This is a genomic window from Pseudomonas sp. PDM04, from assembly GCF_014851765.1.
GTDB lineage: Bacteria > Pseudomonadota > Gammaproteobacteria > Pseudomonadales > Pseudomonadaceae > Aquipseudomonas.
In genome coordinates this window covers 126732-151766 of sequence record NZ_JACVAI010000004.1, presented here as the reverse complement: position 1 = coordinate 151766, position 25035 = coordinate 126732, and the positions used below count along the sequence as shown (strand labels likewise).

The 25035-nt window shown below is 61.6% G+C and carries 21 protein-coding genes and 1 pseudogene; 10 read left to right on the top strand and 12 right to left on the bottom strand.

Going from position 1 to position 25035, the window contains the following annotated elements; all coding sequences use genetic code 11:
• The first annotated feature begins 50 nt into the window (after positions 1 to 50).
• A complete protein-coding gene (locus tag IB249_RS16755; protein WP_192306686.1) occupies positions 51 to 1154 on the top strand; it encodes a GlxA family transcriptional regulator in 1104 nt (367 codons plus the stop codon).
• Between the two features lie 102 nt (positions 1155 to 1256).
• Here IB249_RS16755 and IB249_RS16750 read toward each other — a convergent pair whose 3' ends face one another.
• The 6 genes from IB249_RS16750 to IB249_RS16725 all read right to left on the bottom strand — a co-directional run bounded on the left by IB249_RS16750 (position 1257) and on the right by IB249_RS16725 (position 6697).
• On the bottom strand, positions 1257 to 1523 hold the full coding sequence (locus tag IB249_RS16750) for a hypothetical protein (protein ID WP_192306684.1): 267 nt from the start codon (positions 1521 to 1523) through the stop codon (positions 1257 to 1259).
• A gap of 338 nt (positions 1524 to 1861) precedes the next feature.
• Positions 1862 to 3025 (bottom strand): gamma-butyrobetaine dioxygenase, encoded by a 1164-nt coding sequence (locus tag IB249_RS16745; RefSeq protein WP_192306682.1) that lies wholly within the window; start codon positions 3023 to 3025, stop codon positions 1862 to 1864.
• Between the two features lie 13 nt (positions 3026 to 3038).
• Positions 3039 to 3515: a thioesterase family protein gene (locus tag IB249_RS16740; RefSeq protein WP_192306680.1), complete on the bottom strand. Its 477-nt coding sequence runs from the start codon at positions 3513 to 3515 to the stop codon at positions 3039 to 3041.
• Positions 3516 to 3632: 117 nt separating this feature from the next.
• A complete protein-coding gene (locus IB249_RS16735) occupies positions 3633 to 4598 on the bottom strand; it encodes an L-carnitine dehydrogenase (RefSeq protein WP_192306678.1) in 966 nt (321 codons plus the stop codon).
• Positions 4599 to 4749: 151 nt separating this feature from the next.
• Positions 4750 to 5637, bottom strand: a complete 888-nt coding sequence (locus IB249_RS16730; protein ID WP_192306676.1) for a 3-keto-5-aminohexanoate cleavage protein — start codon at positions 5635 to 5637, stop codon at positions 4750 to 4752.
• A 115-nt stretch (positions 5638 to 5752) separates the two neighbouring features.
• The gene (locus IB249_RS16725) at positions 5753 to 6697 is read right to left on the bottom strand and encodes a choline ABC transporter substrate-binding protein (RefSeq protein ID WP_192306674.1); all 945 of its coding nucleotides are present in this window, start codon (positions 6695 to 6697) and stop codon (positions 5753 to 5755) included.
• Between the two features lie 208 nt (positions 6698 to 6905).
• Here IB249_RS16725 and IB249_RS16720 point away from each other — a divergent pair, with 208 nt between their 5' ends.
• On the top strand, positions 6906 to 7889 hold the full coding sequence (locus IB249_RS16720; RefSeq protein WP_192306672.1) for a GlxA family transcriptional regulator: 984 nt from the start codon (positions 6906 to 6908) through the stop codon (positions 7887 to 7889).
• On the opposite strand, the gene IB249_RS16715 is transcribed toward IB249_RS16720, so the two are convergent.
• The 4 genes and pseudogenes from IB249_RS16715 to IB249_RS16700 form a co-directional block, all read right to left on the bottom strand.
• Positions 7883 to 10585, bottom strand: coding sequence for an RHS repeat-associated core domain-containing protein (locus IB249_RS16715; protein WP_192306670.1), 2703 nt, complete (start codon positions 10583 to 10585; stop codon positions 7883 to 7885). The two genes, IB249_RS16720 and IB249_RS16715, sit on opposite strands and share 7 nt — an antisense overlap.
• A 178-nt stretch (positions 10586 to 10763) precedes the next feature.
• The gene (locus IB249_RS16710) at positions 10764 to 11180 is read right to left on the bottom strand and encodes a DUF3010 family protein (protein WP_192306668.1); all 417 of its coding nucleotides are present in this window, start codon (positions 11178 to 11180) and stop codon (positions 10764 to 10766) included.
• A gap of 33 nt (positions 11181 to 11213) precedes the next feature.
• Positions 11214 to 11444 (bottom strand): annotated as a pseudogene (locus IB249_RS16705) (helix-turn-helix domain-containing protein); the annotation flags it as partial.
• A 10-nt stretch (positions 11445 to 11454) separates the two neighbouring features.
• Positions 11455 to 11856 carry a lysozyme inhibitor LprI family protein gene (locus IB249_RS16700; RefSeq protein WP_192306664.1) on the bottom strand — a complete coding sequence of 134 codons (402 nt, stop codon included), beginning with the start codon at positions 11854 to 11856 and terminating at the stop codon, positions 11455 to 11457.
• A 234-nt stretch (positions 11857 to 12090) separates the two neighbouring features.
• Between IB249_RS16700 and IB249_RS16695 the strand changes: the two genes are divergently transcribed.
• The 7 genes from IB249_RS16695 (at position 12091) to IB249_RS16665 (ending at position 20580) form a co-directional block, all read left to right on the top strand.
• Positions 12091 to 13068: a dipeptidase gene (locus IB249_RS16695; protein WP_008033250.1), complete on the top strand. Its 978-nt coding sequence runs from the start codon at positions 12091 to 12093 to the stop codon at positions 13066 to 13068.
• 78 nt (positions 13069 to 13146) lie between these two features.
• On the top strand, positions 13147 to 13677 hold the full coding sequence (locus IB249_RS16690) for a DUF5943 domain-containing protein (protein WP_011336290.1): 531 nt from the start codon (positions 13147 to 13149) through the stop codon (positions 13675 to 13677).
• Between the two features lie 15 nt (positions 13678 to 13692).
• The gene (gene dgcA / locus IB249_RS16685; RefSeq protein WP_192306662.1) at positions 13693 to 15753 is read left to right on the top strand and encodes a dimethylglycine demethylation protein DgcA; all 2061 of its coding nucleotides are present in this window, start codon (positions 13693 to 13695) and stop codon (positions 15751 to 15753) included.
• Positions 15754 to 15916: 163 nt separating this feature from the next.
• Positions 15917 to 17863, top strand: a complete 1947-nt coding sequence (gene dgcB / locus IB249_RS16680) for a dimethylglycine demethylation protein DgcB (protein ID WP_192306660.1) — start codon at positions 15917 to 15919, stop codon at positions 17861 to 17863.
• Positions 17863 to 19083 carry an electron transfer flavoprotein subunit alpha/FixB family protein gene (locus IB249_RS16675; RefSeq protein ID WP_192306658.1) on the top strand — a complete coding sequence of 407 codons (1221 nt, stop codon included), beginning with the start codon at positions 17863 to 17865 and terminating at the stop codon, positions 19081 to 19083. Before dgcB ends, IB249_RS16675 begins: the two co-directional genes overlap by 1 nt.
• Positions 19084 to 19098: 15 nt before the next feature.
• Complete coding sequence (locus IB249_RS16670) at positions 19099 to 19869, top strand: electron transfer flavoprotein subunit beta (RefSeq protein ID WP_192306656.1); 771 nt, start codon at positions 19099 to 19101, stop codon at positions 19867 to 19869.
• Positions 19870 to 20007: 138 nt separating this feature from the next.
• Positions 20008 to 20580 (top strand): GNAT family N-acetyltransferase, encoded by a 573-nt coding sequence (locus IB249_RS16665; protein ID WP_192306654.1) that lies wholly within the window; start codon positions 20008 to 20010, stop codon positions 20578 to 20580.
• 694 nt (positions 20581 to 21274) lie between these two features.
• On the opposite strand, the gene gbcA is transcribed toward IB249_RS16665, so the two are convergent.
• Positions 21275 to 22570, bottom strand: a complete 1296-nt coding sequence (gene gbcA / locus IB249_RS16660) for a glycine-betaine demethylase subunit GbcA (protein WP_192306652.1) — start codon at positions 22568 to 22570, stop codon at positions 21275 to 21277.
• 291 nt (positions 22571 to 22861) lie between these two features.
• Here gbcA and gbcB point away from each other — a divergent pair, with 291 nt between their 5' ends.
• Entirely contained in the window at positions 22862 to 23962 is a 1101-nt protein-coding gene (gene gbcB / locus IB249_RS16655; protein ID WP_192306650.1) for a glycine-betaine demethylase subunit GbcB, read from the top strand.
• Positions 23963 to 24068: 106 nt separating this feature from the next.
• Here the strand turns inward: gbcB and IB249_RS16650 are convergent, their stop codons facing one another.
• On the bottom strand, positions 24069 to 24893 hold the full coding sequence (locus IB249_RS16650; protein WP_192306648.1) for an SDR family oxidoreductase: 825 nt from the start codon (positions 24891 to 24893) through the stop codon (positions 24069 to 24071).
• Positions 24894 to 25035: the final 142 nt, after the last annotated feature.

Sequence of the window (25035 nt, the reverse complement as noted above, 5' to 3'; positions counted from 1 at the left end):
AAGAGCCTCCGCCTGAGGCCATCACCCGCTTTGTGTGAGGAGATACCGCGATGACGTCGTTCAACTCCGGGGCCCAACCCCAGAACCGTGCGCCTCAATCCATCGGCTTTCTGCTGCTGGACAATTTCACGCTGATTTCCCTGGCCTCTGCCGTAGAACCGCTACGCATGGCCAATCAGCTGTCCGGTCGCGAGTTGTATCGCTGGACCACGCTCACCGTCGACGGCGGCCAGGTCTGGGCCAGTGACGGCCTGCAGATCACCCCCGACGCCTCCATGCACAAAGCCCCCGCCATGGACACCATCATTGTCTGCGGCGGTATTGGTATTCAACGCACCGTGACCCGTGAGCACGTGTCGTGGCTGCAAAGCCAGGCGCGGCAGTCCAAGCGTCTGGGTGCGGTCTGCACCGGCAGCTGGGCCCTGGCCTGCGCCGGCCTGCTGGACGGTTTCGATTGCAGCGTGCACTGGGAATGCCTGGCCTCGATGCAGGAAGCCTTCCCGCGTGTGGCCATGAGCACCCGCCTGTTCACCCTGGACCGTAACCGTTTCACCAGCTCCGGCGGCACCGCGCCACTGGACATGATGCTGCACCTGATCAGCCGTGACCACGGTCGCGAACTGTCGGCAGCGATTTCGGAGATGTTCGTCTACGAGCGTATCCGCAACGAGCAGGATCACCAGCGTGTACCGCTCAAGCACATGCTGGGCACCAACCAGCCGAAGCTGCAGGAAATCGTCGCGCTGATGGAGGCCAACCTCGAAGAGCCGATCGATCTCGACGAACTGGCGGTGTACGTCGCCGTCTCCCGTCGTCAGCTCGAGCGGCTGTTCCAGAAATACCTGCACTGCTCGCCGTCGCGTTACTACCTGAAACTGCGGCTGATCCGCGCTCGCCAGTTGCTCAAGCAAACGCCGATGTCGATCATCGAAGTGGCGTCGGTCTGCGGGTTCGTCTCCACGCCGCACTTCTCCAAGTGCTACCGCGAATACTTCGGCATTCCACCGCGTGACGAACGCGTGGGCTCCAACACCACCCAACAAGTGGCATTGATGCCACTGCCGCAAGCGTTGGTACTGTCGCCGCTGTCCGGGCCGTTGTCGGCGTTGAGCCAGGCGCGCAACGAGTCGACCTTTGCCAGTGTGAGGCTTTAAACCGCATCGCGAACAGGTGGAATCTTCGCACCGTCACTCCCAAGGTTCCGAGACCGGATCACAGTGGGAGCGACGGTGCGAAGCTGCTCATGCATGGATGTGTCAGGCGCTACGGCCCTGTTGTTGATACGCCGCCAGCGCCGGCAGCAGTTGCTTGTCGATGGCCTGGCGCACCGCCGGCAGGATGGTCGCGCTGCTGGTGTACATCTGCTTGACCATGGTGCGCAACGTCATCGCCCGCTCATCGTTCAAGCCGCGCACGGCACACTCGCAGGCCTGCTCGGCAGTCGAGCCATTCGGTACTTGAAAACCCAATGACTTGAGTTGGCCCAACAGGTCTTCCTGATCGATCAAATCGGCATGCATCATGGCGCAAATCCTTCTTCCGGGAACGGTGTCGTGGCTCGATTCTGGTAGGGGCGATGGGTGGCGGCAAGGGCGATTTGTCGCAATGGCCGCAATGACTATGAACAGGTCGTTTTCGGCTAACTTGCCTTGTCAGGGACTGGGCACACTGGACCCAGCTTGCTTCACGAAGGTTTGGTCACCCTCGCATGGCGGCTCCTCAACAGTACCCTCTGCCCCGATCCTGTCACGGCTTGCATCGGGGCTTTTTTTGTCCGTGAATCCTGGGGTTTTGTGGGGTTTGGGTGGGCCCCATCGCGAGCCTGCTCCGGGCGGCGTTCCGACGATGAGGTTGATTCTGTCTAACGCTGCAACACCAGGATCCGCGACAACAGCTCATCGCGATCCACATAACACCCCTGGAAATGCCGCGCCCCGGTGGCAGGGTCAAACGCATTGCGCGCATGCAGTGTGCGCCGGTTGTCGAAGCACCAGAGCTCGCCCGGGTTGAGCCTTTGCATCACCCGAAAGCGCTGCTCGCGGGTCATTTCGATGAACCGCCGATAAGCCCGGTAAAGGGTGGGCATCTGCTCCACCGAGGTGTCGAACGGCCCGCGCAGGAAGTTCGCCATGCGGATTTCCGACACCTGCCCCAGGGCGTTCAGCGCGATGATCGGCGCGAGGCAGCGGTAGTCGCTGTGGCGGTCCTTGTTGCGGAACTCCACGGGGATTTCACACAGCGCCTGAAACGACCCGGGGTCTTCCTCGCGCAACGCCTGGGCGATGGCAAAACCGTCGACGAAAATGCTCTCGCCGCCCTCGGCGTCGTTGACCAGGCAATGCAGGAATTGCAGCCCCGGTTGCAACTCGCGGGTCGGCAAGTCGCTGTGCAGGGGCAGATTGAAGGCGGTGTAGGCGTTGCTGTCGGCGTCGGCCTTGGATTGCACGTTGAACAGCACGCCGAAATTGCTCTCGCGGATGAACGAGATCCGCTGGGCGATCAGCTTCAGCGAGCCGGGCTCGGTGGGCACGCCGCGCACCTGGGTCAGGCCGACATCGCGCACGGCCAGTAACCATTGCAACAACGCAGAGTTGTCGTTCATCAGCGCCGAATATTCGAAGACCGGCAGCGCCAGATCGCTGTGCCAGAGCCTGGCCCCGGGCTTGCTGGCCAGGCGCTCGGCGCGGGATTCGTCATCGTAGGCATGCGCCCGCAACCATCCGGGGTCGAAGCGACTGTGGTGACCATCCTGCCAGTCGATGCTCAGGCAACCTTGACCGTCTATACCGGCGTCAGTGGCCGTCAGGTCCTGGGCGACGTCAACGATTTCCAGCACTTGTTCACGGGTCACGGTGTAGACGCATTGCACACACGGGCAGTTGTCCCGCAGCCATTGATGATGGAAGGGGCTGACGCGGTTGTCGGCCCACTTGACCAGAACACGATCCGCCAGGGCCTGCACGCCATTCAGCGCGCTGATCAACGGATAGGTACGAAAGTCGGCGAGCGCTGCGGCGTTGTTCATGGCGATCTCCTGATTATTTTTTTGTCGGTAGAGCGATCACCCGGCCAATGTAGTCGGGAGCCGGCAGGTCGGCCTGGTCGGCGACGATGGCTTGCAGGCTGGCCAGTGTCGTCTCGCTGAACGGGGTGGATCGCGGCCCGGCGAGGTCGACGTGCAGCAGCATCTGTTCGTTGCCTGCCAGTTCCTTGTCGTCACCGGCCAGGTGCAGGCTGTGATAAAGGTGCAGGCGTTTGCTGTCGTGGCCGATGATCTGCGTGCGCACGTCGACGTCCGCGTCGAGCTTCACTTCGTGCAGGTAATTGAGGTGCAGTTCCAGGGTGAACAGCGAGTGGCCGCTGGCTTCGCGGTTGTGGCTGTCCATGCCCAGGCGATCCATCAGGGCGTCGGTGGCGTAGCTGAAGATCAGCAGGTAGAACGCGTCGCGCAGGTGGCCGTTGTAGTCGACCCAGTCGGGGATGATGCGGGTCTGGTAGGTGGTGAGGAAGGGCATGTCGGCTGATCCAGAAGGTTTGGTGATTGCACCGTCTTCATCGCGAGCAGGCTCGCTCCCACAGTTGACCGCGTTGTCCTTGTGGGGGCGAGCCTGCTCGCGATGGGGCCGGGCCTGTTATTCGCTGAAGCTCATCCCGTGCTTGGCCTTGGTGGTTTTCACCGCCTCGAGCACGGCCAGCAGGCAATCGTCACGATAGCGCTCCAGTGCCGAAATGCTGTGTTTGCCCAGCTGTTCGCCGGTGCCGTCCACCACGTCATCGATCAGCTTTTCCGTCAGCTCCGGTGCCGGCAGGTAGGTCCACGGCAACTGCAGCGCCGGGCCGAACTGCGCCATGAAGTGACGCATGCCGGCATCGCCACCGGCCAGGGTGTAGGTCAGGAAGGTGCCCATGAACGACCAGCGCAGGCCCGCGCCAAAGCGGATCGCGTCGTCGATTTCACCGGTGGTTGCCACGCCGTCGTTGACCAGATGCAGCGCCTCGCGCCACAGCGCTTCGAGCAGGCGGTCGGCGATGAAGCCCGGCACTTCCTTGCGCACGTGCAGCGGGCGCATGCCCAGGGATTCGTAGACGCTCATCGCCGCCTGCACCGCTTCGGGTGCGGTGTTCCTGCCACCCACCACTTCCACCAGTGGCAGCAGGTAGACCGGGTTGAACGGGTGGCCGACCACGCAGCGTTCCGGATGGGTCGAACTCTCGTAAAACTCGCTCGGCAACAGCCCCGAGGTGCTGGAGCCGATCAGTGCGTCGGGTTTGGCCGCTGCGCTGATCTTGCTGTGCAGTTCCAGTTTCAGTTCGAGGCGTTCCGGGGCGCTTTCCTGGATGAAGTCGGCATCGCGCACGCATTCTTCGATGGTGCTGACAAAGCGCAGGCGGTCCTGCGAGGCGCCGGGCGTCAGGCCCTGTTTTTCCAGCGCTCCCCAGGCATTGGCCACGCGTTTGCGCAGTGCCGCTTCGGCGCCGGGAGCCGGGTCCCAGGCCACCACGTCGAGGCCGTGGGCGAGGGCGCGGGCCACCCAGCCACTGCCGATGACACCGCTGCCCAGGGCGGCGAAAGTTTTGATGTTGGTGATGAAGGTCATGGTGACTTCCTGAATGAATTCGGTGACTTCATGTGGTGGCGAGGGGGACGCCTGGTCCCTGCTCGCGATGGTGTTCCAGGCGCAGAAAAGCGTCGGTCGTACCATTTTCGCGAGCAGGCTCGCTCCCACAGGGGGTTGCGTAAGGTGGGGATCAACCGCGCTGTGTCAGGCCCATTTTCTTGCGGCCCTCGGCCGGGGTCAGGACGCGGGCGCCCATGCGGCTGAGGATTTCGCTGGCGCGCTCGACCAGTTGGCCGTTGGTCGCCAGTACGCCCTTGTCCAGCCAGATGTTGTCCTCCAGCCCGACCCGCACGTTGCCGCCGAGCAGTACGGCCTGCGCGGCCATCGGCATCTGCATGCGCCCGATGCCGAACCCGGCCCAGACCGCGTCCGCCGGCAGGTTGTCGACCATGGCTTTCATGGTGGTGGTGTCCGCCGGCGCACCCCACGGGATGCCCAGGCAAAGCTGGAACAACGGATCGTCGAGCAGGCCTTCCTTGATCATCTGCTTGGCGAACCACAGGTGACCGGTGTCGAAAATCTCCAGCTCGGCTTTTACGCCCAGCTCTTGAATGCGCTTGGCACCGGCGCGCAGTTGCGCCGGGGTCGACACGTAGATGGTGTCGCCATCGCCGAAGTTCAGGGTGCCGCAATCGAGGGTGCAGATTTCCGGCAACAGTTCCTCGACGTGGGCCAGGCGGGTCAGCGGTCCGACCAGGTCGGTGTTCGGGCCGAACTCCATGGGGTTCTCACCCGCGCCGATCTCCAGGTCGCCGCCCATGCCGGCGGTGAGGTTGACGATGATGTCGATGTCCGCTTCGCGGATGCGTTCCATGACTTCACGGTACAAGGCCACGTCACGGCTGAACTTGCCGGTTTCGGGGTTGCGTACGTGGCAGTGGACCACAGTGGCACCGGCCTTGGCGGCTTCCACGGCGGCCGCGGCGATTTGTTTCGGGGTGACCGGCACGTGCGGGCTCTTGGCGGTCGTGTCGCCAGCACCGGTGAGTGCGCAGGTGATGATGACGTCGTGGTTCATGGGTGGTTCCTTACAGGCGAGTGCTTGAGGTGAAAGCTTTCCGGGTGAAAAGCCGGGCGTGGTGGTGCCGTTCGCAGCCCCTCGGGCTGCGAATCGGTGGCCAGGTTCGGATGATTCAGTTGCTGGTGAGTTTCAGGTTTTCAGCCGCCGGCTTGCCGTCGAAGGTGGTGACGCCCTCAAGCCAGCGCGCTTTGTCTTGCGGGTGATCCTTGAGCCATTGCCTGGCCGATTCGAGTGCGTCCTTGTGATCCAGCAGCGGCTGCATCATCCGGCTCTCGTCTTCGGCGGTGAAGGTCAGGTTGGTCAGCAGGCGCCCGATGTTCGGGCATTGCTCTGCGTAGGTCGGGGCGGTGACAGTCCACACGGTGGCCATGCCTTCGTTCGGGCCCAGGGCGTCGTCGCTGCCGGTCAGGTAAGTCATTTGCACGTTGACGTTCATCGGGTGCGGCGCCCAGCCGAAGAACACCACCGCCTCCTTGCGGCGTACGGCGCGGTCCACGGCGGCGAGCATGCCGGCCTCGCTGGACTCGACCAGCTGGAACTTGCCGAGGCCGAACTGGTTCTTGGCGATCATGGCCTTGATCTGGGTGTTGGCGCCCGAGCCTGGCTCGATGCCATAGATCTTGCCGCCCAGCTCCTTTTCGAATTTGGCGATGTCGGCGAAGGTTTTCAGGCCCTTGTCGGCAAGGTAGGTCGGCACGGCGAGGGTGGCGCGTGCGTCTTTCAGGCTCGGCGCATCAAGCACCTTGACCTGGTTGGCGTCGACGAACGGTGTGATGGTCTGGGTCATCAGCGGGTTCCAGTAGCCCAGGAACAGGTCCAGGCGCTGGTCGCGGATGCCGGCGAAGATGATTTGCTGGGAGGCGCTGGTCTGTTTGGTTTTATAGCCGAGGCCGTCGAGCAGAACCTGGGTCATGGCACTGGTGGCGATCACATCGGTCCAGTTCACGACGCCCATGCGCACGTTCTGGCACGACGCAGGTTCGGCCGCCATGACGCTGGCGCTCAGGAAAGCGGTACCGCTGAGTGCAAGAACACAGCTGCTGATCAGTCGTTTCATCTCAGGTTTCCTCGGCAGTTCGTTTATTGTGGATTCCGGCGTCTGTGCGCCGGTGATGCCAACGTTACGCAGCCTAGCCCCGGTAAAAACGCACTGCGGCGACCCGCTCTTGCACTGCAGCGACCTGTGCTCTTGAATGCCGCTTGCAAGTGGCGTATCAACGTCGAAACGCTTCCCGCCTCTCGTGACCTGAAATCGAGTGCGCTCCATGTCCCAGGATTTCTACTTGTTGTTGATGCCGGGTTTCTCGGCCATCGGGTTCATCTCGGCCATCGAGCCGTTGCGGGTCGCCAATCGCTTTCGCGGCGAGCTGTATCGCTGGCATGTATTGAGCGCCGATGGTGGGGCGGTGTTGGCCAGCAATGGCATGTCGGTCAACGCCGATGCCGCGCTGGAGCCATTGAAGAAAGGCGCGACGCTGTTGGTCGTCGCCGGGTTCGAACCGCTGGAGTTCGCCACGCCGGCCCTGCAACACTGGCTGCGCCGGCTGGACAAGGAGGGCGTGACCCTCGGCGCCATCGACACCGGCAGCTTCGTCCTCGCCGAAGCCGGCCTGCTCGACGGTCATCGCCTGACCCTGCACTGGGAAGCCATCGATGCGTTCAAGGAGTCGTATCCGCAGCTCAGCGTCACCCAGGAGCTGTTCGAGATCGACCGTCGGCGCATCACCTGCGCCGGGGGCACCGCTTCCATCGATTTAATGCTCGACCTGATCGCCCAGGCCCACGGTCCGGAGCTGGCGATTCAGGTCAGCGAGCAATTCGTGCTGGGCCGCATCCGTCCGCGCAAGGACCACCAGCGCATGGAAGTCGCCACCCGCTACGGCATCCGCAACAAGAAGCTGGTGCAGGTGATCGGCGAGATGGAACAGCAGAGCGAGCCGCCGCTGACCACCCTGGCCCTGGCCGAGTCGATCAAGGTGACGCGCCGGCAGCTCGAACGCCTGTTTCGCCTGCACCTGAACGACACCCCCAGCAACTTCTACCTGCGGTTACGGCTGGAAAAGGCCCGGCAGTTATTGCGCCAGACCGACATGAGCGTGCTGGAAGTGAGCATTGCCTGCGGGTTTGAATCGCCGTCGTATTTCACCCGCAGTTATCGGGCGCGGTTTGAGCGGTGTCCAAGAGAGGATCGGCGTAGTGGTGGCGTACGCCAAGCAGCCAGCGATTCACAGGCGCCGATGATTCAGTGAGTCTGCTGAGGTCTGAACTGGAGAATCAGAGCGGTGAGGCTGTCGGCGTTGTGGGTGAAGACAGTAATCCGCGCAGCCGAGTGCTGACGTTCCACATCGGGGTACTTGGCGATTGCCTGTTTTACGAGCTCCAGTTTGGCTGCTTTCAGGCTGTCGGGGAGCCTAGATAGATCGGGGACGCGTGCGGGATCTCGGAAGGGGGCTTCGGTGTCGGCCTGCACGGAAGCATCGATAGCCGTTTGCTGAGCGTTACGCGAGGTCGCGGCAAACAAATACCAGAAGTCAAGAGTGCCGGCATGGACATGGCTAAGCTCATGTAAAAGTATAGCGGCTCTCATGGTTGCTGATTCGCTCGACATCATAGGGGGAATGTAGATGAACTTATCCGCGTTTACATTTGTAACGGGGGTATATGCTTGTGAACTAGGATCTGCCGGGTTAGCGCTGACAAACACGAACCGATCTCCGCTAATGTAATCCTCCATTGCGGCAGAGAGTAATGTATCCAGTTTTTCCTTCGCCGCTTCGGCAGCCATCTTCAAGTACTGCTCGTTACTTCGTTTTCCAAAAACGATGCCAAGTTTATCTTTAGTATCTTCTGACAGATATTCCTGCCCTAAAGCCCTTAACGCATCGCGCGTAAAGTCGATTGCGCTGGAGAAGTCGCTCTCGAACTCGTCTCTCAGTCCTTCAGGCAAGTCGTCGGCGCGACGGTACCGTATTACCGCTCCTTGATTGACCAGCCATCTTTCAAAATCATTAATGGGTTGAACCGGCGACAAACCCTGGCTATCCCTGAATCGCAACGGATTATTGCGCACCATCCTGTACCGATTGAACCCATCAATATCTCCCGCCGGATCCGGATTGATCCAGCGCTGTAACCAGGGCGCGTAATAGCGAAACCCATAGTAATAAAGTCCGGTGGCATCCCGCTCCTTCCCGCAAAACCGATGGGTTTTGCAGCTGGCCTCCGTTTCACCTCGCGCAAGCCACCAAGCCGTTTCACCGTAAGCGTAATAACCTTCATGGCTGATGATTGCGGCGTTTTCGTCCAGTTCCAGCGTGCAGGATCCGAGGTGATCACCCAGGCTGTAACGGATTTGATCATTGGCCGCGTTTTCGAGTGATGTTTGATGCCAATGCAAGACCCGGGCATTGCAGTCGCCTGAGTCGACGCCCATCACGTAGCGCACTTCGTCATCACCGGTGTAATGAATTTCCAGACCTGGCAGATAACGCACCTCGCGGGTCGAACTTGCCGATTTTGTCTTGCGGTGGATGACCTTGCGCAGCCGCTGGCCGCCGCTGTCGTAGCGATAGCGTTCATCGTCATCAGGGACAACGGGCCTCGAGACTTGAACGACCTCGCTGAGTCGATTGCGACAATCCCAGTGCATCGCCTGAGCGCCCGGTGATAACACCAGCAGATTGCCGTTGCTGTCGAAGCTTTTGATGAAGTCCGGCTCACCCGTTTCCGGTTTGACCAGGCTGCGGTTACTTGAGGGCTCGGTCACCATTTGCCGGGTGTAGCCCCGAACACCCTCATGGACAAGGCTCAGCAAATTACCCGCCTGATCATATGAAAAGGTTTGCTTGTAAGTGCTTAACTCATCCGGGTTGGCGATGCATTCACGACCGCTTGCTTCAATCAATTGTGACAGCGAGTCATATCGGTATTGGTTGATGGCGTCAGTGCGTTGATTTTTGAAGTATCGCGCGACCGGCACGAAGTCCTGAATCCGGTTGATATTGCCGACGGGGTCGTACTCGTAGGCAAGGTCCTGGAAGACGCGGCTTGAACGAACGGAAGTCAGTCGCAGCAGTCGGTCGTCCTGAGCGTCAAGGCAACGGGTCGTTTCAACACCGTTACCGGCCGTTTCGTGCTCGATCTGCCTGGTTGCGCTGTAACGCCTGCTTGTGAGCAAAGGGGTACTGGGTAATCCGATGCGTTTCATGTCTATTCGTAGCACCTGGCCGGCGATGCCATAAGCAAAGAGGCGTTGGTTTTCTCGAGCGTCGGTCTGGGACAGCAGGTCGCCCACAGCGCTGAATCGCCAGACGGTGGTTTCACCCTCCGCGATGAGTTTTTCATCTCGGTCAACCCAGCGCTCTGGCCAGTTGGCAAGCGACATATCGCTGGTGAAATGCCGGGTTTCGCTGAGCCTTGATCCCCTGAGGTCGTAGTCACCGGCATGCAGGCAACCGGCAGGATCATCCTGGCGAATCAGGCGTGCGCATTGATTGCGCAAGGCGAACTCAGTACGGTTATCACCGTAGGCCATGCGTTCGCTGGTCACCGGTGGTTCGTCGCCAACCCGCTCCGACAAGGCGGTCGGACGTAACTGGTTGTCGTAGTCGATCCAACGGTGAATGCCCCGACCGTCCCATTCGCATCGAAGCTCGTGGGCGATGCCCGGCATCCTGAGCTTCCAGCCTGAATCAACACTGCAGCTTAGTAATGGCTCGCCGGAGAGGGTATGGACCCGTGTCAGATTAGGGTCACCCGCCGTGGCCCATTGCCGTGGGTCCCAGCCCGCCCGCTGGTGCCCGATCGTGTCGTACACCTGGCGGGTGATGCGCGACTCCGGCATTTCTCCCGGGTGAGTGCGACAGTAGCCCACGCTGCGAACCAACTGGCTTCGCGGGTCCTTTACCTTCAATTCCGGCGTCGAGGAATGAATGTTGGCAGTCATAGGCTTGATGAGAACTGACGGTGGTTCCCAACATATGCGCCGATTTTGTCCGGTTGCCTACTGACAGAAATAACAGGTGTTGAGCCAGGGCACTAGGTCATCAACGCTCAACAGGTGCCCTCGGAGGCCGTTGAAGTGTCCGCACGGCACACACCTGTTCGTTCCGATGGCTTTGACTTCACTTCTTGACCAACGCCGAACACGCCGCCTTGTAAGCCTCATGCTGATACTTGTTCAGCGTCGCCGGCAGCTCGAAGCCGTGCTTCTTGGCCTGTGCATTGATCGTCTGCGGCGACAGCAGCGTCACCTCGCAGCTGTCCAGCAGCTGGAAAATACCTTCGATCTTGAAGGTCGTCGGCCCACCGGCGAACTCGCCTTTCTTGCTGCGCTTCTTGATGGCGATCCGGTCGACCGAGTTCTCGCGAACGAAAGAGGCGACCTGCGCGGCGAACACCTTGACGTTCGCAGCCTCGTCGTCATCGTCCAGGGCGATTTTCTTGGTAGCCAGCGGGACGTGCTCCAGCGCCTGGCCGTCGAGCGCCGCCACGGCGATGATCGCCTCGCTGCCTTTGATTTCGATGCCGCAGACTTTCATGGTGAATCCCTGAAGTGGCTGATGGTGCGCTGTTTACAGTTCGAGCTGATCGCCCTTGATGCCAAATGCGGCAGCAATTTTTTCGCGGGTCGCCTTGCGCGGTTTGGCAACGGTTTCCTGTTGGGCATAGTCCGAATGCGAGATGCCCATGCGTTTGGCCACTTCTTCCTGGCTAAGGTTCAGATGTTCGCGCCAGGCTTCTACCGGTAATGCTCCGTCAACGATGCGGCTGACGACTTCGTGCGGGATCATGTTGTTTTCCATATTCATAGTTTCACTCCTGCCCAATCGACTCCAGAAATTCTGACCGCTCGTCACTCATTCGTGCCACGCAGTCATTCTGGGCAATGGTGAAGGCCTTGCTGCCGCTGGTCGCCGGGAAGGCTTCGACGGCGCAGTCGGCGTCGCGGGTTTTCAGCCATTGCTGCTGGGCGTTCTTGAGCTTGGCGGTGATGTCGGCCAGTTGCGTCGGGTTTTTGCCATAAGCGCTTTGCAGGCGTTCGGTCAGGGCCTGGTCGTTGTCCTTGAGCAGGTCTTCGGCGGTGGTTCGGCTGTAGACCGAGCATTCCAGGGTCTGGACGTCGTTTTCGACGGCGTCGCAGGGATTGCTGTCGGATTCTTCGGCCGCCTGTACGCCGGTCGCTATCAGTGCCATTGCCAGTAAGATCGATTTCATTGCGCCTGCGCCCCTTTTGCGCTGCAAATCCCGTAATGGCGCGAATTCTGGCCCATGCGCAAGCCCTTGAACAGGTGGCCTGAGGCCTCCGCCGTCGACCCTTTGTCGCGGATTGACGCTTTCGGCAATTCCCCTGTCGTTTTTGCACCCGGCTGCCAATGCACCGAGGCATATGCTGGCCCCAAAGCGCCGGCACACGATTCGGCGCATGAATCGCCAAGAGGGGACAGCCTGATGAGCCCAGCCGAATTGCACGCCGACAGTATCGTTATCGACGGGCTGATTATTGCCAAATGGAACCGTGAGCTGTTCGAAGACATGCGCAAGGGTGGCCTGACCGCAGCCAACTGCACCGTTTCGGTGTGGGAAGGTTTCCAGGCCACCGTCAACAACATCGCCGCCAGCCAGAAACTGATCCGCGAGAACAGCGACCTGGTGATTCCGGTGCGCACCACCGCCGACATCCGCAAGGCCAAGGAGCAGGGCAAGACCGGCATCCTGTTCGGGTTCCAGAACGCCCACGCGTTCGAAGACCAGATCGGCTATGTCGAGGTGTTCAAGCAACTGGGCGTCGGTATCGTGCAGATGTGCTACAACACCCAGAACCTGGTGGGCACCGGTTGCTACGAGCGCGATGGCGGCCTGTCGGGCTTCGGGCGTGAAATCGTCGCGGAAATGAACCGCGTCGGCGTCATGTGCGACCTCTCCCACGTCGGCTCGAAAACCTCGGAAGAGGTCATCCTCGAATCGAAGAAACCGGTGTGCTACTCCCACTGCCTGCCCTCCGGCCTGAAGATCCACCCGCGCAACAAATCCGACGAAGAGCTGAAGTTCATCGCCGACCACGGCGGTTTTGTCGGCGTGACCATGTTCGCGCCGTTCCTGGCCAAGGGCATCGATTCGACCATCGACGACTACGCCGAAGCGATCGAATACACCATGAACATCGTCGGCGAAGACGCCATCGGCATCGGCACCGACTTCACCCAGGGCCATGGCCAGGACTTCTTCGAATACCTGACCCATGACAAGGGCTACGCCCGCCGCCTGACCAGTTTCGGCAAGATCATCAACCCGCTAGGCATTCGCACCGTCGGCGAGTTCCCGAACCTGACCGAAACCCTGCTCAAGCGCGGTCATTCCGAGCGCGTGGTGCGCAAGATCATGGGCGAAAACTGGGTGAACGTCCTCAAGGATGTCTGGGGCGAGTAAGCCGCAGCACTTCTGAATCCTTCCCCCCGGCCATTCGCGCCGGGGGCAACACCAAAATTATTCTGGAGTTAAGTTTCCATGGCCAAGATCGCCCCGCAATTGCCTATCGAAGTCGACAGCGAAACCGGTGTCTGGACCTCCGATGCCCTGCCGATGCTGTACGTGCCGCGTCATTTCTTCGTCAACAACCACATGGGCATCGAGGAAGTGCTGGGCGCCGACGCCTACGCCGAAATCCTCTACAAGGCCGGCTACAAGTCCGCCTGGCACTGGTGTGAAAAGGAAGCCGAGTGCCACGGCCTGGAAGGCGTCGCGGTGTTCGAGCATTACATGAAGCGCCTGTCGCAACGCGGCTGGGGTCTGTTCAAGATCCAGGACATCGACCTGGACAAAGGCACCGCCAGCGTCAAGCTCGAACATTCGGCGTTCGTCTACGTCTACGGCAAGGTCGGGCGCAAGGTCGACTACATGTTCACCGGTTGGTTTGCCGGTGCGATGGATCAGATTCTCGCCGCTCGCGGCAGCCAGATCCGCACCGTGGCCGAACAAGTCTACGGTGGCTCCGAAGAGGGCCACGACGACGGTTTGTTCACCGTCAAGCCGTTGTAAGTCGAGGAACCCGTCATGGCTTTCGAAGCAATGTTCCAGCCGATCCAGATCGGCAAACTGACCATCCGCAACCGTGTGCTCAGCACCGCGCACGCCGAGGTCTACGCGACCGACGGCGGCATGACCACCGACCGGTACGTCAAGTATTACGAAGAGAAAGCCAAGGGCGGGATCGGCCTGGCGATCTGCGGCGGTTCGTCGGTGGTCGCCATCGACAGCCCGCAGGAGTGGTGGAGCTCGGTGAACCTGTCCACCGACCGGATCATTCCGCACTTCCAGAATCTGGCCGATGCGATGCACAAGCACGGCGCCAAGATCATGATCCAGATTACCCACATGGGCCGTCGCTCGCGCTGGGACGGCTTCAACTGGCCAACGCTGATGTCGCCGTCCGGCATCCGTGAGCCGGTACACCGCGCCACCTGCAAGACCATCGAGCCGGAAGAAATCTGGCGGGTGATCGGCAACTACGCGCAGGCGGCCCGTCGCGCCAAGGCCGGTGGCCTGGACGGCGTCGAACTGTCGGCCGTGCACCAGCACATGATCGACCAGTTCTGGAGTCCGCGGGTCAACAAGCGTACCGACGAATGGGGCGGCAGCTTTGAAGGCCGCATGAAGTTCGGTCTCGAGGTCCTGAAAGCCGTGCGCGCCGAGGTCGGTGACGATTTCTGCGTGGGCATGCGCATCTGCGGTGACGAATTCCACCCCGATGGCCTGTCCCACGAGGACATGAAACAGATCGCCAAGTATTACGACGACACCGGCATGCTCGATTTCCTCGGTGTCGTGGGCTCGGGTTGCGACACCCACAACACCCTGGCCAACGTGATCCCGAACATGAGTTATCCGCCGGAGCCGTTCCTGCATCTGGCGGCCGGCATCAAGGAAGTGGTCAAGGTTCCGGTGCTGCACGCGCAGAACATCAAGGACCCGAACCAGGCAACGCGAATTCTGGAAGGCGGTTACGTCGACATGGTCGGCATGACCCGCGCGCACATCGCCGACCCGCACCTGATCGCCAAGATCAAGATGGGGCAGGTCGACCAGATCAAGCAATGCGTGGGCGCCAACTACTGCATCGACCGTCAGTACCAGGGCCTGGATGTGTTGTGCATCCAGAACGCCGCAACGTCCCGTGAATACATGGGCGTGCCGCACATCATCGAAAAAACCACCGGTGTGAAACGCAAGGTGGTGGTCGTCGGTGCCGGTCCTGCGGGGATGGAAGCCGCCCGTGTCGCAGCCGAGCGTGGCCACGACGTGACCCTGTTCGAGAAGAAGGAATTCATTGGCGGGCAGATCACCACGGCCGCGAAAGCACCGCAGCGGGATCAGATCGCGGGCATTACCCGTTGGTATCAACTGGAGCTGGCACGCCTGAAAGTCGACCTGCGCCTGGGCACGGCGGCTGACGCGCCGACCATCCTGGACCTGCGTCCGGATGTGGTGGTGCTGGCTGTCGGCGGCCATCCGTTCCTCGAGCAGAACGAGCACTGGGGCGCGGCCGAAGGCCTGGTGGTCAGCAGCTGGGATGTGCTCGACGGCAAGGTCGCACCGGGCAAGAACGTGCTGGTCTACGACACCATTTGCGAGTTCACCGGCATGTCCACTGCCGACTTCCTGGCCGACAAGGGCAGCCAGGTCGAGATCGTCACCGACGACATCAAGCCCGGCGTGGCGATTGGCGGTACGTCGTTCCCGACCTACTACCGCAGCATGTATCCCAAGGAAGTGATCATGACCGGCGACATGATGCTGGAGAAGGTCTACCGCGAAGGCGACAAGCTGGTGGCGGTCCTGGAAAACGAATACACCGGCGCCAAGGAGGAGCGGGTGGTGGACCAGGTGGTCATCGAGAACGGCGTGCGTCCGGACGAAGAAATCTACTACGCAATGAAGGAAGGCTCGCGCAACAAGGGTCAGATCGACGTCGAAGCGCTGTTCGCGATCAAGCCGCAGCCAAGCCTGGCGCAGAGTGGCGACGGTTACCTGCTGTTCCGCATCGGCGACTGCGTGGCGCAGCGTAACGTGCACGCGGCGATCTATGACGCGCTGCGGCTGTGCAAGGATTTCTAAAGGCCGGCACATGACCCTGTGGGAGCGGGCTTGCTCGTGAAAGCGGTGGATCAGTCAATGAAAATGTGACTGACAGAATGCATTCGCGAGCAAGCCCGCTCCCACAGGAACCCGAGTAAGGCATCTCGACCTGCTACACCCCGCAGTCTTTGGGAGCTTCACCATGTTGAACACCCTTCTTCCAATCCTGTTGTTCGCAGCCTTGGGCCTGGCGGTCCTCGGCGCGTTGCGGCGGGTGGCCATGTGGCGCCGGGGTCGAGCCTCGAAGGTCGATCTGATCGGTGGCCTGTTCGCCATGCCCAAGCGCTACATGGTCGATCTGCACCATGTGGTCGCGCGGGACAAATACATCGCCAACACTCACGTGGCCACGGCCGGTGGTGCGGTGGCGTCCATCGTGCTGGCGATTCTGGTGCATGGTTTCGGCCTGCATAACCGCTTGCTCGGGTATGCGCTGCTGCTGATGACGGCGGTGATGTTCGTCGGTGCGGTCTTCGTTTACCTGCGCCGGCGCAACCCACCTTCGCGCCTGTCGAAAGGCCCGTGGATGCGGCTGCCGAAAAGCCTGCTGGCGTTCTCGGCATCCTTCTTCCTGGTGACCCTGCCGGTGGCCGGGATTCTGCCGGAGAACTTCGGTGGCTGGCTGCTGGCGGTGATCCTCGGGACCGGCGTGCTGTGGGGCGTGTCGGAGCTGTTCTTCGGCATGACCTGGGGCGGGCCGATGAAGCACGCCTTCGCCGGTGCGCTGCACCTGGCGTGGCACCGTCGTGCCGAGCGTTTTGGCGGTGGCCGTTCCACCGGCTTGAAACCACTGGACCTCAATGACCCGGCCGCACCGCTGGGCGTGGAAAAGCCCAAGGATTTCACCTGGAACCAACTGCTCGGCTTCGACGCCTGCGTGCAGTGCGGCAAGTGCGAAGCGGCGTGCCCGGCCTTTGCCGCCGGTCAGCCGCTGAACCCGAAAAAACTCATCCAGGACATGGTCGTCGGCCTGGCCGGCGGCACCGATGCCAGTTTTGCCGGCAGCCCGTATCCCGGCAAGCCCATCGGTGAGCATGCGGGCAATCCCCATCAACCGATCGTCAACGGCCTGGTGGATGCCGAAACCCTGTGGTCCTGCACCACGTGCCGGGCCTGCGTCGAGGAGTGCCCGATGATGATCGAGCACGTCGATGCCATCGTCGACATGCGTCGCCACCTGACCCTGGAAAAGGGCGCGACCCCGAACAAGGGCGCCGAAGTCCTGGAAAACCTGATCGCCACCGACAACCCGGGCGGGTTTGCGCCGGGCGGGCGGATGAACTGGGCGGCGGACCTCAACCTCACCTTGCTGAGCGAGAAGAAATCCACCGACGTGCTGTTCTGGGTGGGCGACGGTGCCTTCGACATGCGCAACCAGCGCACCTTGCGGGCCTTCGTCAAAGTGCTGAAAGCGGCCAGGATCGACTTCGCGGTGCTCGGCCTGGAAGAACGCGACAGCGGTGACGTGGCCCGCCGCCTGGGCGATGAAGCCACCTTCCAGCTGCTTGCCAAACGCAATATCCAGACCCTGGCCAAGTACAGCTTCAACCGCATCGTCACCTGCGACCCGCACAGTTTCCATGTGTTGAAAAACGAGTACGGCGCCTTCGACGGCAACTACCTGGTGCAGCACCACAGCACCTACATGGCGGAAATCATCAAGGCGGGCGCGCTGAACCTCGGTCAGCACAAGGGCGACAGCGTGACCTATCACGACCCGTGCTACCTCGGCCGCTACAACGGCGAGTACGAGGCACCGCGCGAAGTGTTGCGCGCCCTCGGGATCGAAGTGAAAGAGATGCAACGCTCCGGCTTCCGATCACGCTGCTGCGGCGGTGGTGGCGGTGCGCCGATCACCGACATTCCGGGCAAGCAACGGATTCCCGACATGCGCATGGAAGACATCCGCGAGACCGGTGCCGCCCTGGTGGCGGTGGGTTGCCCGCAATGCACGGCGATGCTCGAAGGCGTGGTCGAACCCCGGCCGCTGATCAAGGACATTGCCGAGCTGGTGGCCGACGCGCTGCTTGAAGAGGACGCGCCGAAGTCGACCTCGCCGGCCAAACGCGAACCTGCGGAGGTGCACTGATGAGCGACATTATCCGCCGCGACCCCCGCGCCGAATGGATTGCCCGCAACCGTCTGCACCCGCTGCACGCGGCCATGCAGCCGGAACAACACAGCTGGATGGGCCCCAATGGCGTCATCCGCAAGAACCCCCATGGCATCGGCTTCATCGGCCCGCATGGCATCAAGCGCATTGACCGCAGCGGCGTCCAGCAGGGCGGCGCGACCAAGCGCTCGGCGACCGTGGAAGTGCAACTGCCGCTGCATCAGGTGGCGGCTCCGGCGTTCTACATCGGCGTGGTGCCCGACATGGTCGGGGGTCGCCTGAGCAGTCACGACCGCGACCTGCTGGGCCTTGCCCATCAGCTGGCCGGCAAGGAGGGTGCGGTGTTGGCCGTGGTCTTCGGCGAACACAAGGAAAACACCTTCGCCACGGCGGGCGTCGATCGCCTGCTGGTGCTCGAAGGCGAGGCATTCAGTGGTTATGCACCGGAGCAACGGATCCAGGGCCTGCGGGCTGTGGATAACCAGTTCAACCCTCGCCACTGGCTGCTGCCGGACAGCCGCAGCGGTGGCGGTGAACTCGGCCGGCGCTTTGCCGCCGCGCTGGGCGAGCGCCCGGCCACACGGGTCTGGCAGGTCAAGGACGAGCAGTGCATCGGCCGTGCTGGTGCCGGGCTGCAGGACCTCGCACGTCCGGTCGCCCGGTTGATCCTGGGGGCCGTCGAATGTGCCGAACCGGTCAGCGAGACCCGTCACGAAGCCTTGCCGGTGGAGTTATCCACAGCCGTGGCACGCAGCTTGTCGCGCATCGAGGACTTGGGCGCGGTAGCGGTGGACCCGGCAGCGATTCCGATGGCCGAAGCCGAGTTCATTTTCTCCGGCGGTAACGGGGTCAAGGACTGGGAGCTTTTCCACAGGACGGCCGCAGCACTCGGCGCCACCGAGGGGGCCTCACGGGTTGCGGTGGACGATGGCTTCATGGCGCGCGACCGCCAGGTCGGTGCGTCCGGCACCTGGGTCACCGCGCGGGTCTATGTGGCGGTGGGGATTTCCGGGGCGATCCAGCACCTGCAAGGCATCGGTGCCTGCGACAAGGTGGTGGCGATCAACCTCGACCCGGGGTGCGACATGATCAAACGGGCCGACCTGTCGGTGATCGGCGAGAGCGCCGAGCTTCTTCAAGCCTTGATCGATGCGATAGCGGCTTATCGCAACGACGCCAAGCGCGATGCGGCTTAAGGAAAGGAAAGGGTTATGAGCACGAAAATCGTCAGCCTGGTGTCCATCGGTGCCCACCCGACCTCCGGCCGTCCACGCCGCGCGGAACAGGATGCGCGGGCGGTGGAACTGGGCCTGCAACTGGCTGGGGACAACTTGCAGGTGCTGCATGCCGGGGATGTTGCGGAGCCGGCGTTGCGAGCCTATCTGGGCATGGGCCTGGAGCAGTTGCATGTGCTGGAGCAACCGTCGGGTGCCGATGCGTTGCCGGCGTTGACCGCTTACCTGCGCGACGCCGGGGCACAGGTGGTGCTGACCGGCAGCCAGGCGGAAACCGGCGAAGGCTCGGGCATGTTGCCGTTCCTGCTGGCGGAAGGCCTCGGCTGGCCGCTGGTGGTCGGGTTGGCGCAGGTTGAATCCATCGAAGGTGGTTCGGCCCTGGTGCTCCAGGCCCTGCCCCGTGGTCAGCGTCGCCGCCTGAAGGTGCGGCTGCCGTTCCTGGCCACCGTGGATAACGCCGCGCCCAAGCCACGGCAGAGCGCCTACGGCCCGGCCCGCCGCGGGGTGTTGCAGGCGAATGAGGTCGAGGTGATCGACGACGAACTGTTAGCGGTCGCCACCTTGCAGCCGGCCAAGCCACGGCCAAAACGCTTGAAAGTGATCAAGGCCAAGAGCGGTGCCGACCGGATGAAGGCCGCCACGGCCAAGGCCAGCGGCGGAGGCGGGCAAGTGCTCAAGGGCGTGACCGCGCAAGCGGGCGCCGAGGCGATCCTCAAGCTGCTGATCGAAGAAGGCGTGGTGCGCTGACTTCATTCACCTTCAATACAACTGTGGGAGCGAGCCTGCTCGCGATAGTGGTCTGAGAGTGACGTGCCTGTCGACTGGTGCACCGCCATCGTCGGCATGCCGCCCAGAGCAAGCCCGCTCCTGCAAGGGAAAAAATCAATGCCAGTTGAATTCCGTCCCGCCTTGCGCAGCGACGCCCGGGAGATTGCCCGTCTGTTCCAGATTTCCTCCGAAGGAGCCGCCGATTACATCTGGAGCCAGATCGCCGCTCCCGGCCAGGACCTGTTGGATGTGGGGGCGCTGCGTTATGCCCGTGACGATGTGGACTTCTCGTACCAGAACTGCCTGATTGCCGAGGCCGATGGCCAGGTCATCGGCATGATGCACAGCTATGCCATGCGCCACGACCCGCTGGCCGAGCCGACCACCGACCCGGTACTGGCGCCCTACGCCGACATGGAAATCCCTGACACCCTGTACATCTCCAGCCTGGCGTTGCATGAAGGCTGGCGCAGCCAGGGGCTGGGCAAGCACTTTCTCGACCATGCCCATGAGCGTGCCAACCGGCTTGGCCTCAAGGGGCTGAGTCTGATCGATTACGCCGCCAATGCCGGCGCCCGGCGCTTTTACGAGCGACATGGCTTTCGCATCGCCGACACTTGTCTGATCACTCCCCATCCGATGATCCGGGTCACCGGTGAGGCCTACCTGATGCACTGGTCTGAAACCTGAACAAATCTCCTGCGGGTGGTGGTTACCCACAAACACTGTTAGCGCTTCTGTGGATAACATGTTCACCCTTCATGCAACGCCACGAAAATCAAGCCCTGCAGGCCTTCGTACGAAAATTGACCAGTCTAAGTCACGGTTTTCACAGACTTTTTCCCCAGGCTGGCGGCCAAAGTTGCCCCCAATCTCTGTTGGCGCATCTGTGGATAAGATGTTCGCTCTCTCCTGAAGGCCTTGTAAAACAAGGCCTGCGAAGACTTGGTCAAAAAGTAACCATATTCGAATTATGACCCTGTCAAAACGCTGGGAACCCTTGTTTTTCCAGTCTTTCAGCGGTTTTCCACAGCCGTGCGCAAGTTGCCCCCAAAGTCTGTTGGCGCTTCTGTGGATAAGGTGTTCGCGATCGGCTACAGGCCTTGCAGACATTGGCTTGCAGGGTTTAGATCAAAAAACGACCAGTCGTTATCCAAAGCGGGGCTTTTGGATAAGTCACGGATTTTCTTTGGTTTCTGCGGATAAAGTGGGCGTTGAATCCACAGTTGTCCCCATTTGCTGTGGGTGGAGATGTGGATAACTTGTTCGCGGAGGGCTGGAAGCCCCGGAGTGTGTGGCGTTGAATGCGCTAGATCAAAATTCGTACAGAACTTGTAGGAGCGAGCAAGAACCAGGCGTCTCCCTCGCTTCTACAAGGGTAGTGTCAGCCCTGAACCGGTACCCCTTTGAGGTACGGCGCAGGCTCGGCACCGAGGTTGCTCAGCAGGCGCTCGCTGTACCAGTCCACAAAGTTGACCACACCGAACTCATAGGTCTTGGAGTAAGGGCCAGGCTGATACGCCGTGGAGTTGATGCCGCGCTGGTTCTCTTCAGCCAGGCGACGGTCCTGGTCGTTGGTGGCGTCCCAGACCTGGCGCATGCGCTCCACGTCGTAGTCCACGCCCTCGACCGCGTCCTTGTGCACGATCCACTTGGTGGTGACCATGGTTTCCTGGGCGCTGATCGGCCACACGGTGAACACGATGATGTGGTCGCCCATGCAGTGGTTCCACGAATGCGGCAGGTGCAGGATGCGCATCGAGCCCAGGTCCGGGTTCTTGATGCGGCCCATGAGTTTGGCGCAGCCCTGTTTGCCGTCCAGGGTCATCGATACGGTGCCCTTGAGCAGCGGCATGCGCACGATGCGGTTACGCAGGCCGAAGCTGGCGTGAGCGTAGGGGATCTTCTCGGCTTCCCAGGCCGCGGCGGAAGCGGCGACATGGTCCTTGAACGCCTGGTCGGCGCGCGGGTCGGTGACGTCGTCCCACTCCAGCAGGGTTTTCAGCAGTTCCGGGTGCGACGCGTTGCAGTGGTAGCACTCGCGGTTGTTTTCCAGCACCAGTTTCCAGTTGGCCTTTTCCATCAAGGTGGTTTGCACCGCCACCTTGGTGTTTTCCATGTCGTACGGTTCCATGTAATGGTTGAGCGTCGACAGGAAGTCATCGATGGCCGGTGGGTTTTCCGCCAGGCTGATGAAGATGTAGCCGCCAGCGGTTTTCACATTCACCGGCTTGAGGCCGTACTGCTTCATGTCGAAGTCGGCGCCCATTTCGGTGCCGGCGAACAGCAGGCGACCATCGAGCTCGTAGGTCCATTGGTGATAATGGCAGACCAGTTTGGCCACCTTGCCCTTGTCGCTGGTGCACAGGCGCGAGCCACGGTGACGGCAGACGTTGTGAAAGGCGTGGACCACGCCTTCGGCGCCCCGGATCACGATGATCGGGTTCTTGCCGATCTGCAGGGTCAGGTAGTTGCCCTTGGCCGGGATCTCGCAGGTCATGCCGGCGATCAGCCACTCTTTCTGGAAAATCTCCTGCATGTCGATATCGAACAGGCGATCGTCGCAATAGAACGGCTGCGGCAGCGAGAAGGTGCGTTCGCGCTCCTGCAGCATCTGTGCGGTGGCCTTGCGTGCGGGTTCCAGCGGATCGCCCAGGCTCAGGGTAGTAGTGACGGTCATCGTTTAATCCTCATGGCCATCTGCGTGGCCGGCGAAAAGGCTTGGTGGTCGGTGTGGCGGGTTGCTACGCAAGGTGTAAAGGTTCTGTCTTGGTATGGGGCGAGTGTGGGGCCGGCGTTGCCCGCAACCTTATCCATGGGCGACATGGCCCAATCTGTTCCCGACGCGCAACCCCCGGTAGTTGGGGGCTGGTCGCGATAAGTATGTGAATGTCGCTGATAGGTAAATGGGTGGTTCGCGCTATACGCAGAATCGCCACCATAAGGCCGACCATCGGCTACGGAGAACAGCATGTCCAACAACTTCCTGAACCCGGTAACCACCCAGACCTGGGCCAATGGTCGACACATCGTCCGTTGCGTCAAAGTCATCCAGGAAACCTGGGATGTGCGCACCTTCTGTTTCATGGCCGACCAGCCGATCATGTTCTTCTTCAAGCCGGGGCAGTTCGTCACCCTGGAGCTGGAGATCGAAGGGCAGCCGATCATGCGCTCGTACACCATTTCCAGTTCGCCCTCGGTGCCGTACAGCTTCTCGGTGACGATCAAGCGCGTGCCGGGCGGCAAGGTCTCGAACTGGTTGCACGACACCCTGCACGAAGGCCAGGAGCTGGCGGTGCACGGCCCGGTCGGGTTGTTCAACGCGATCGACTTTCCCGCGCCCAAGGTGCTGTACCTCAGCGGCGGCGTCGGGATCACCCCCTGCATGTCCATGGCCCGATGGTTCTACGACACAAACGGCAATGTCGACATGGTGTTCATCCACAGCGCCCGTTCCCCCAAGGACATCATTTACCACCGCGAGCTGGAGCACATGGCGTCGCGAATCGACAACTTCAGCCTGCACCTGATCTGCGAGAAGCACGGGCTGGGTGAACCATGGGCCGGCTATCGCGGTTACCTGAACCACAAGATGCTCGAGCTGATGACGCCGGACTTCATGGAGCGCGAAGTGTTCTGCTGCGGCCCTACGCCGTACATGAACGCCGTCAAGCGCATGCTCGAGTCGGTGGGCTTCGACATGAAGCGGTATCACGAGGAATCCTTCGGTGCCACGCCTCCCGAAGCCCGTGCTGATGCCGTGGAACAGGCCGAACAGGCCGCTGACGCTCCGGAAGTCGATGCGGCGGACCTGCATCAGGTGGAATTCATCGCCTCCGGCAAGAGCATCCGCGTGGCCCCGGGCGAGACCGTGCACGCCGCAGCGGCCAAGGTCGGCCTGCTGATTCCCAAGGCTTGCGGCATGGGCATCTGCGGCACGTGCAAGGTGCTGAAGCTCGGTGGTGAAGTCGAGATGGAGCACAACGGCGGGATCACCGAGGAAGACGAAGCCGAGGGCTACATCCTGTCGTGCTGCAGCGTGCCGAAGGGGGATGTGCGCATCGAGTTTTGATCGCCCTGGGCTTTATGCCTTCTGTGGGCGCGAGCCTGCTCGCGATAGCGGTAGTGGACGCAGCGCCGCTATCGCGAGCAGGCTCGCTCCCACAGGAGATGGGCGATCAATCGATAAACAGGTCCGGCATCAGCTTGTCGTTGCTGTCGGGCGCGAACCGGTAGTGTTCGAACTCGGTGGCGCCGTTCTCGCGCAATATTGCCTCATCGACCAGCAGCCGTCCGGTCAGGCTGCGACCGGTGCTGCTCAGGATCACATGCGCGGCATCCGCCATGATCGCCGGCGTCCTGGCGTGTTTAAACGACTCCCGTGAGCCCAGTTGAAACTCGATGGCGGCGGTGGCGATCATGGTTTGCGGCCACAACGAGTTGACGCTGATGCCGTAGCTTTTGAATTCCTCGCTCATGCCCAGCGTCAGCATGCTCATGCCGTACTTGGTCACGGTGTACGGGCTGTATTGGGCGAACCACCGGGTGTCCAGATTCAGCGGTGGCGACAGGTTGAGGATGTGTCCCGCTGACTTCTTCAGGTAGGGCAGCGCCGCCTGGCTGCACAGCAGCACGGCGCGGGTGTTGATCTGGTGCATCAGGTCGAAGCGCTTGAGTTCCAGGTGCTGGACTCCGGTCAGCTTGATGGCGCCGGCGTTGTTGACCAATGCATCGATGGCGCCGAAATGTTCATTGGCCCGGGCCAGGGCCTGATGCACCGCGACCTCGTCACGCACATCCACTTGCAGCGCCAGCGCCTGGCCTCCCGCCGCCTCGACTTCCTTGGCCACGCTGTGGATCGTGCCCGGCAATTTGGCGTGTGGCTCGGCGCTTTTGGCCGCAATCACGATATTGGCGCCATCGCGCGCCGCGCGCAGGGCGATCTCACGGCCAATCCCGCGGCTGGCGCCGGTAATGAATAGGGTTTTGCCTTGCAATGACATGCGGATGCTCCTGATTGTTGTTTTGTGAGCAGGTGGGCTCGACAAACAATGTAGACGAAGACATTCGTTGCGAAGGGGGAGGGCGGGCCGATGGCGTGTTTGTGGGGGCGAGTCCGGCCTGGCGATGACGGCGTGCCGGCGG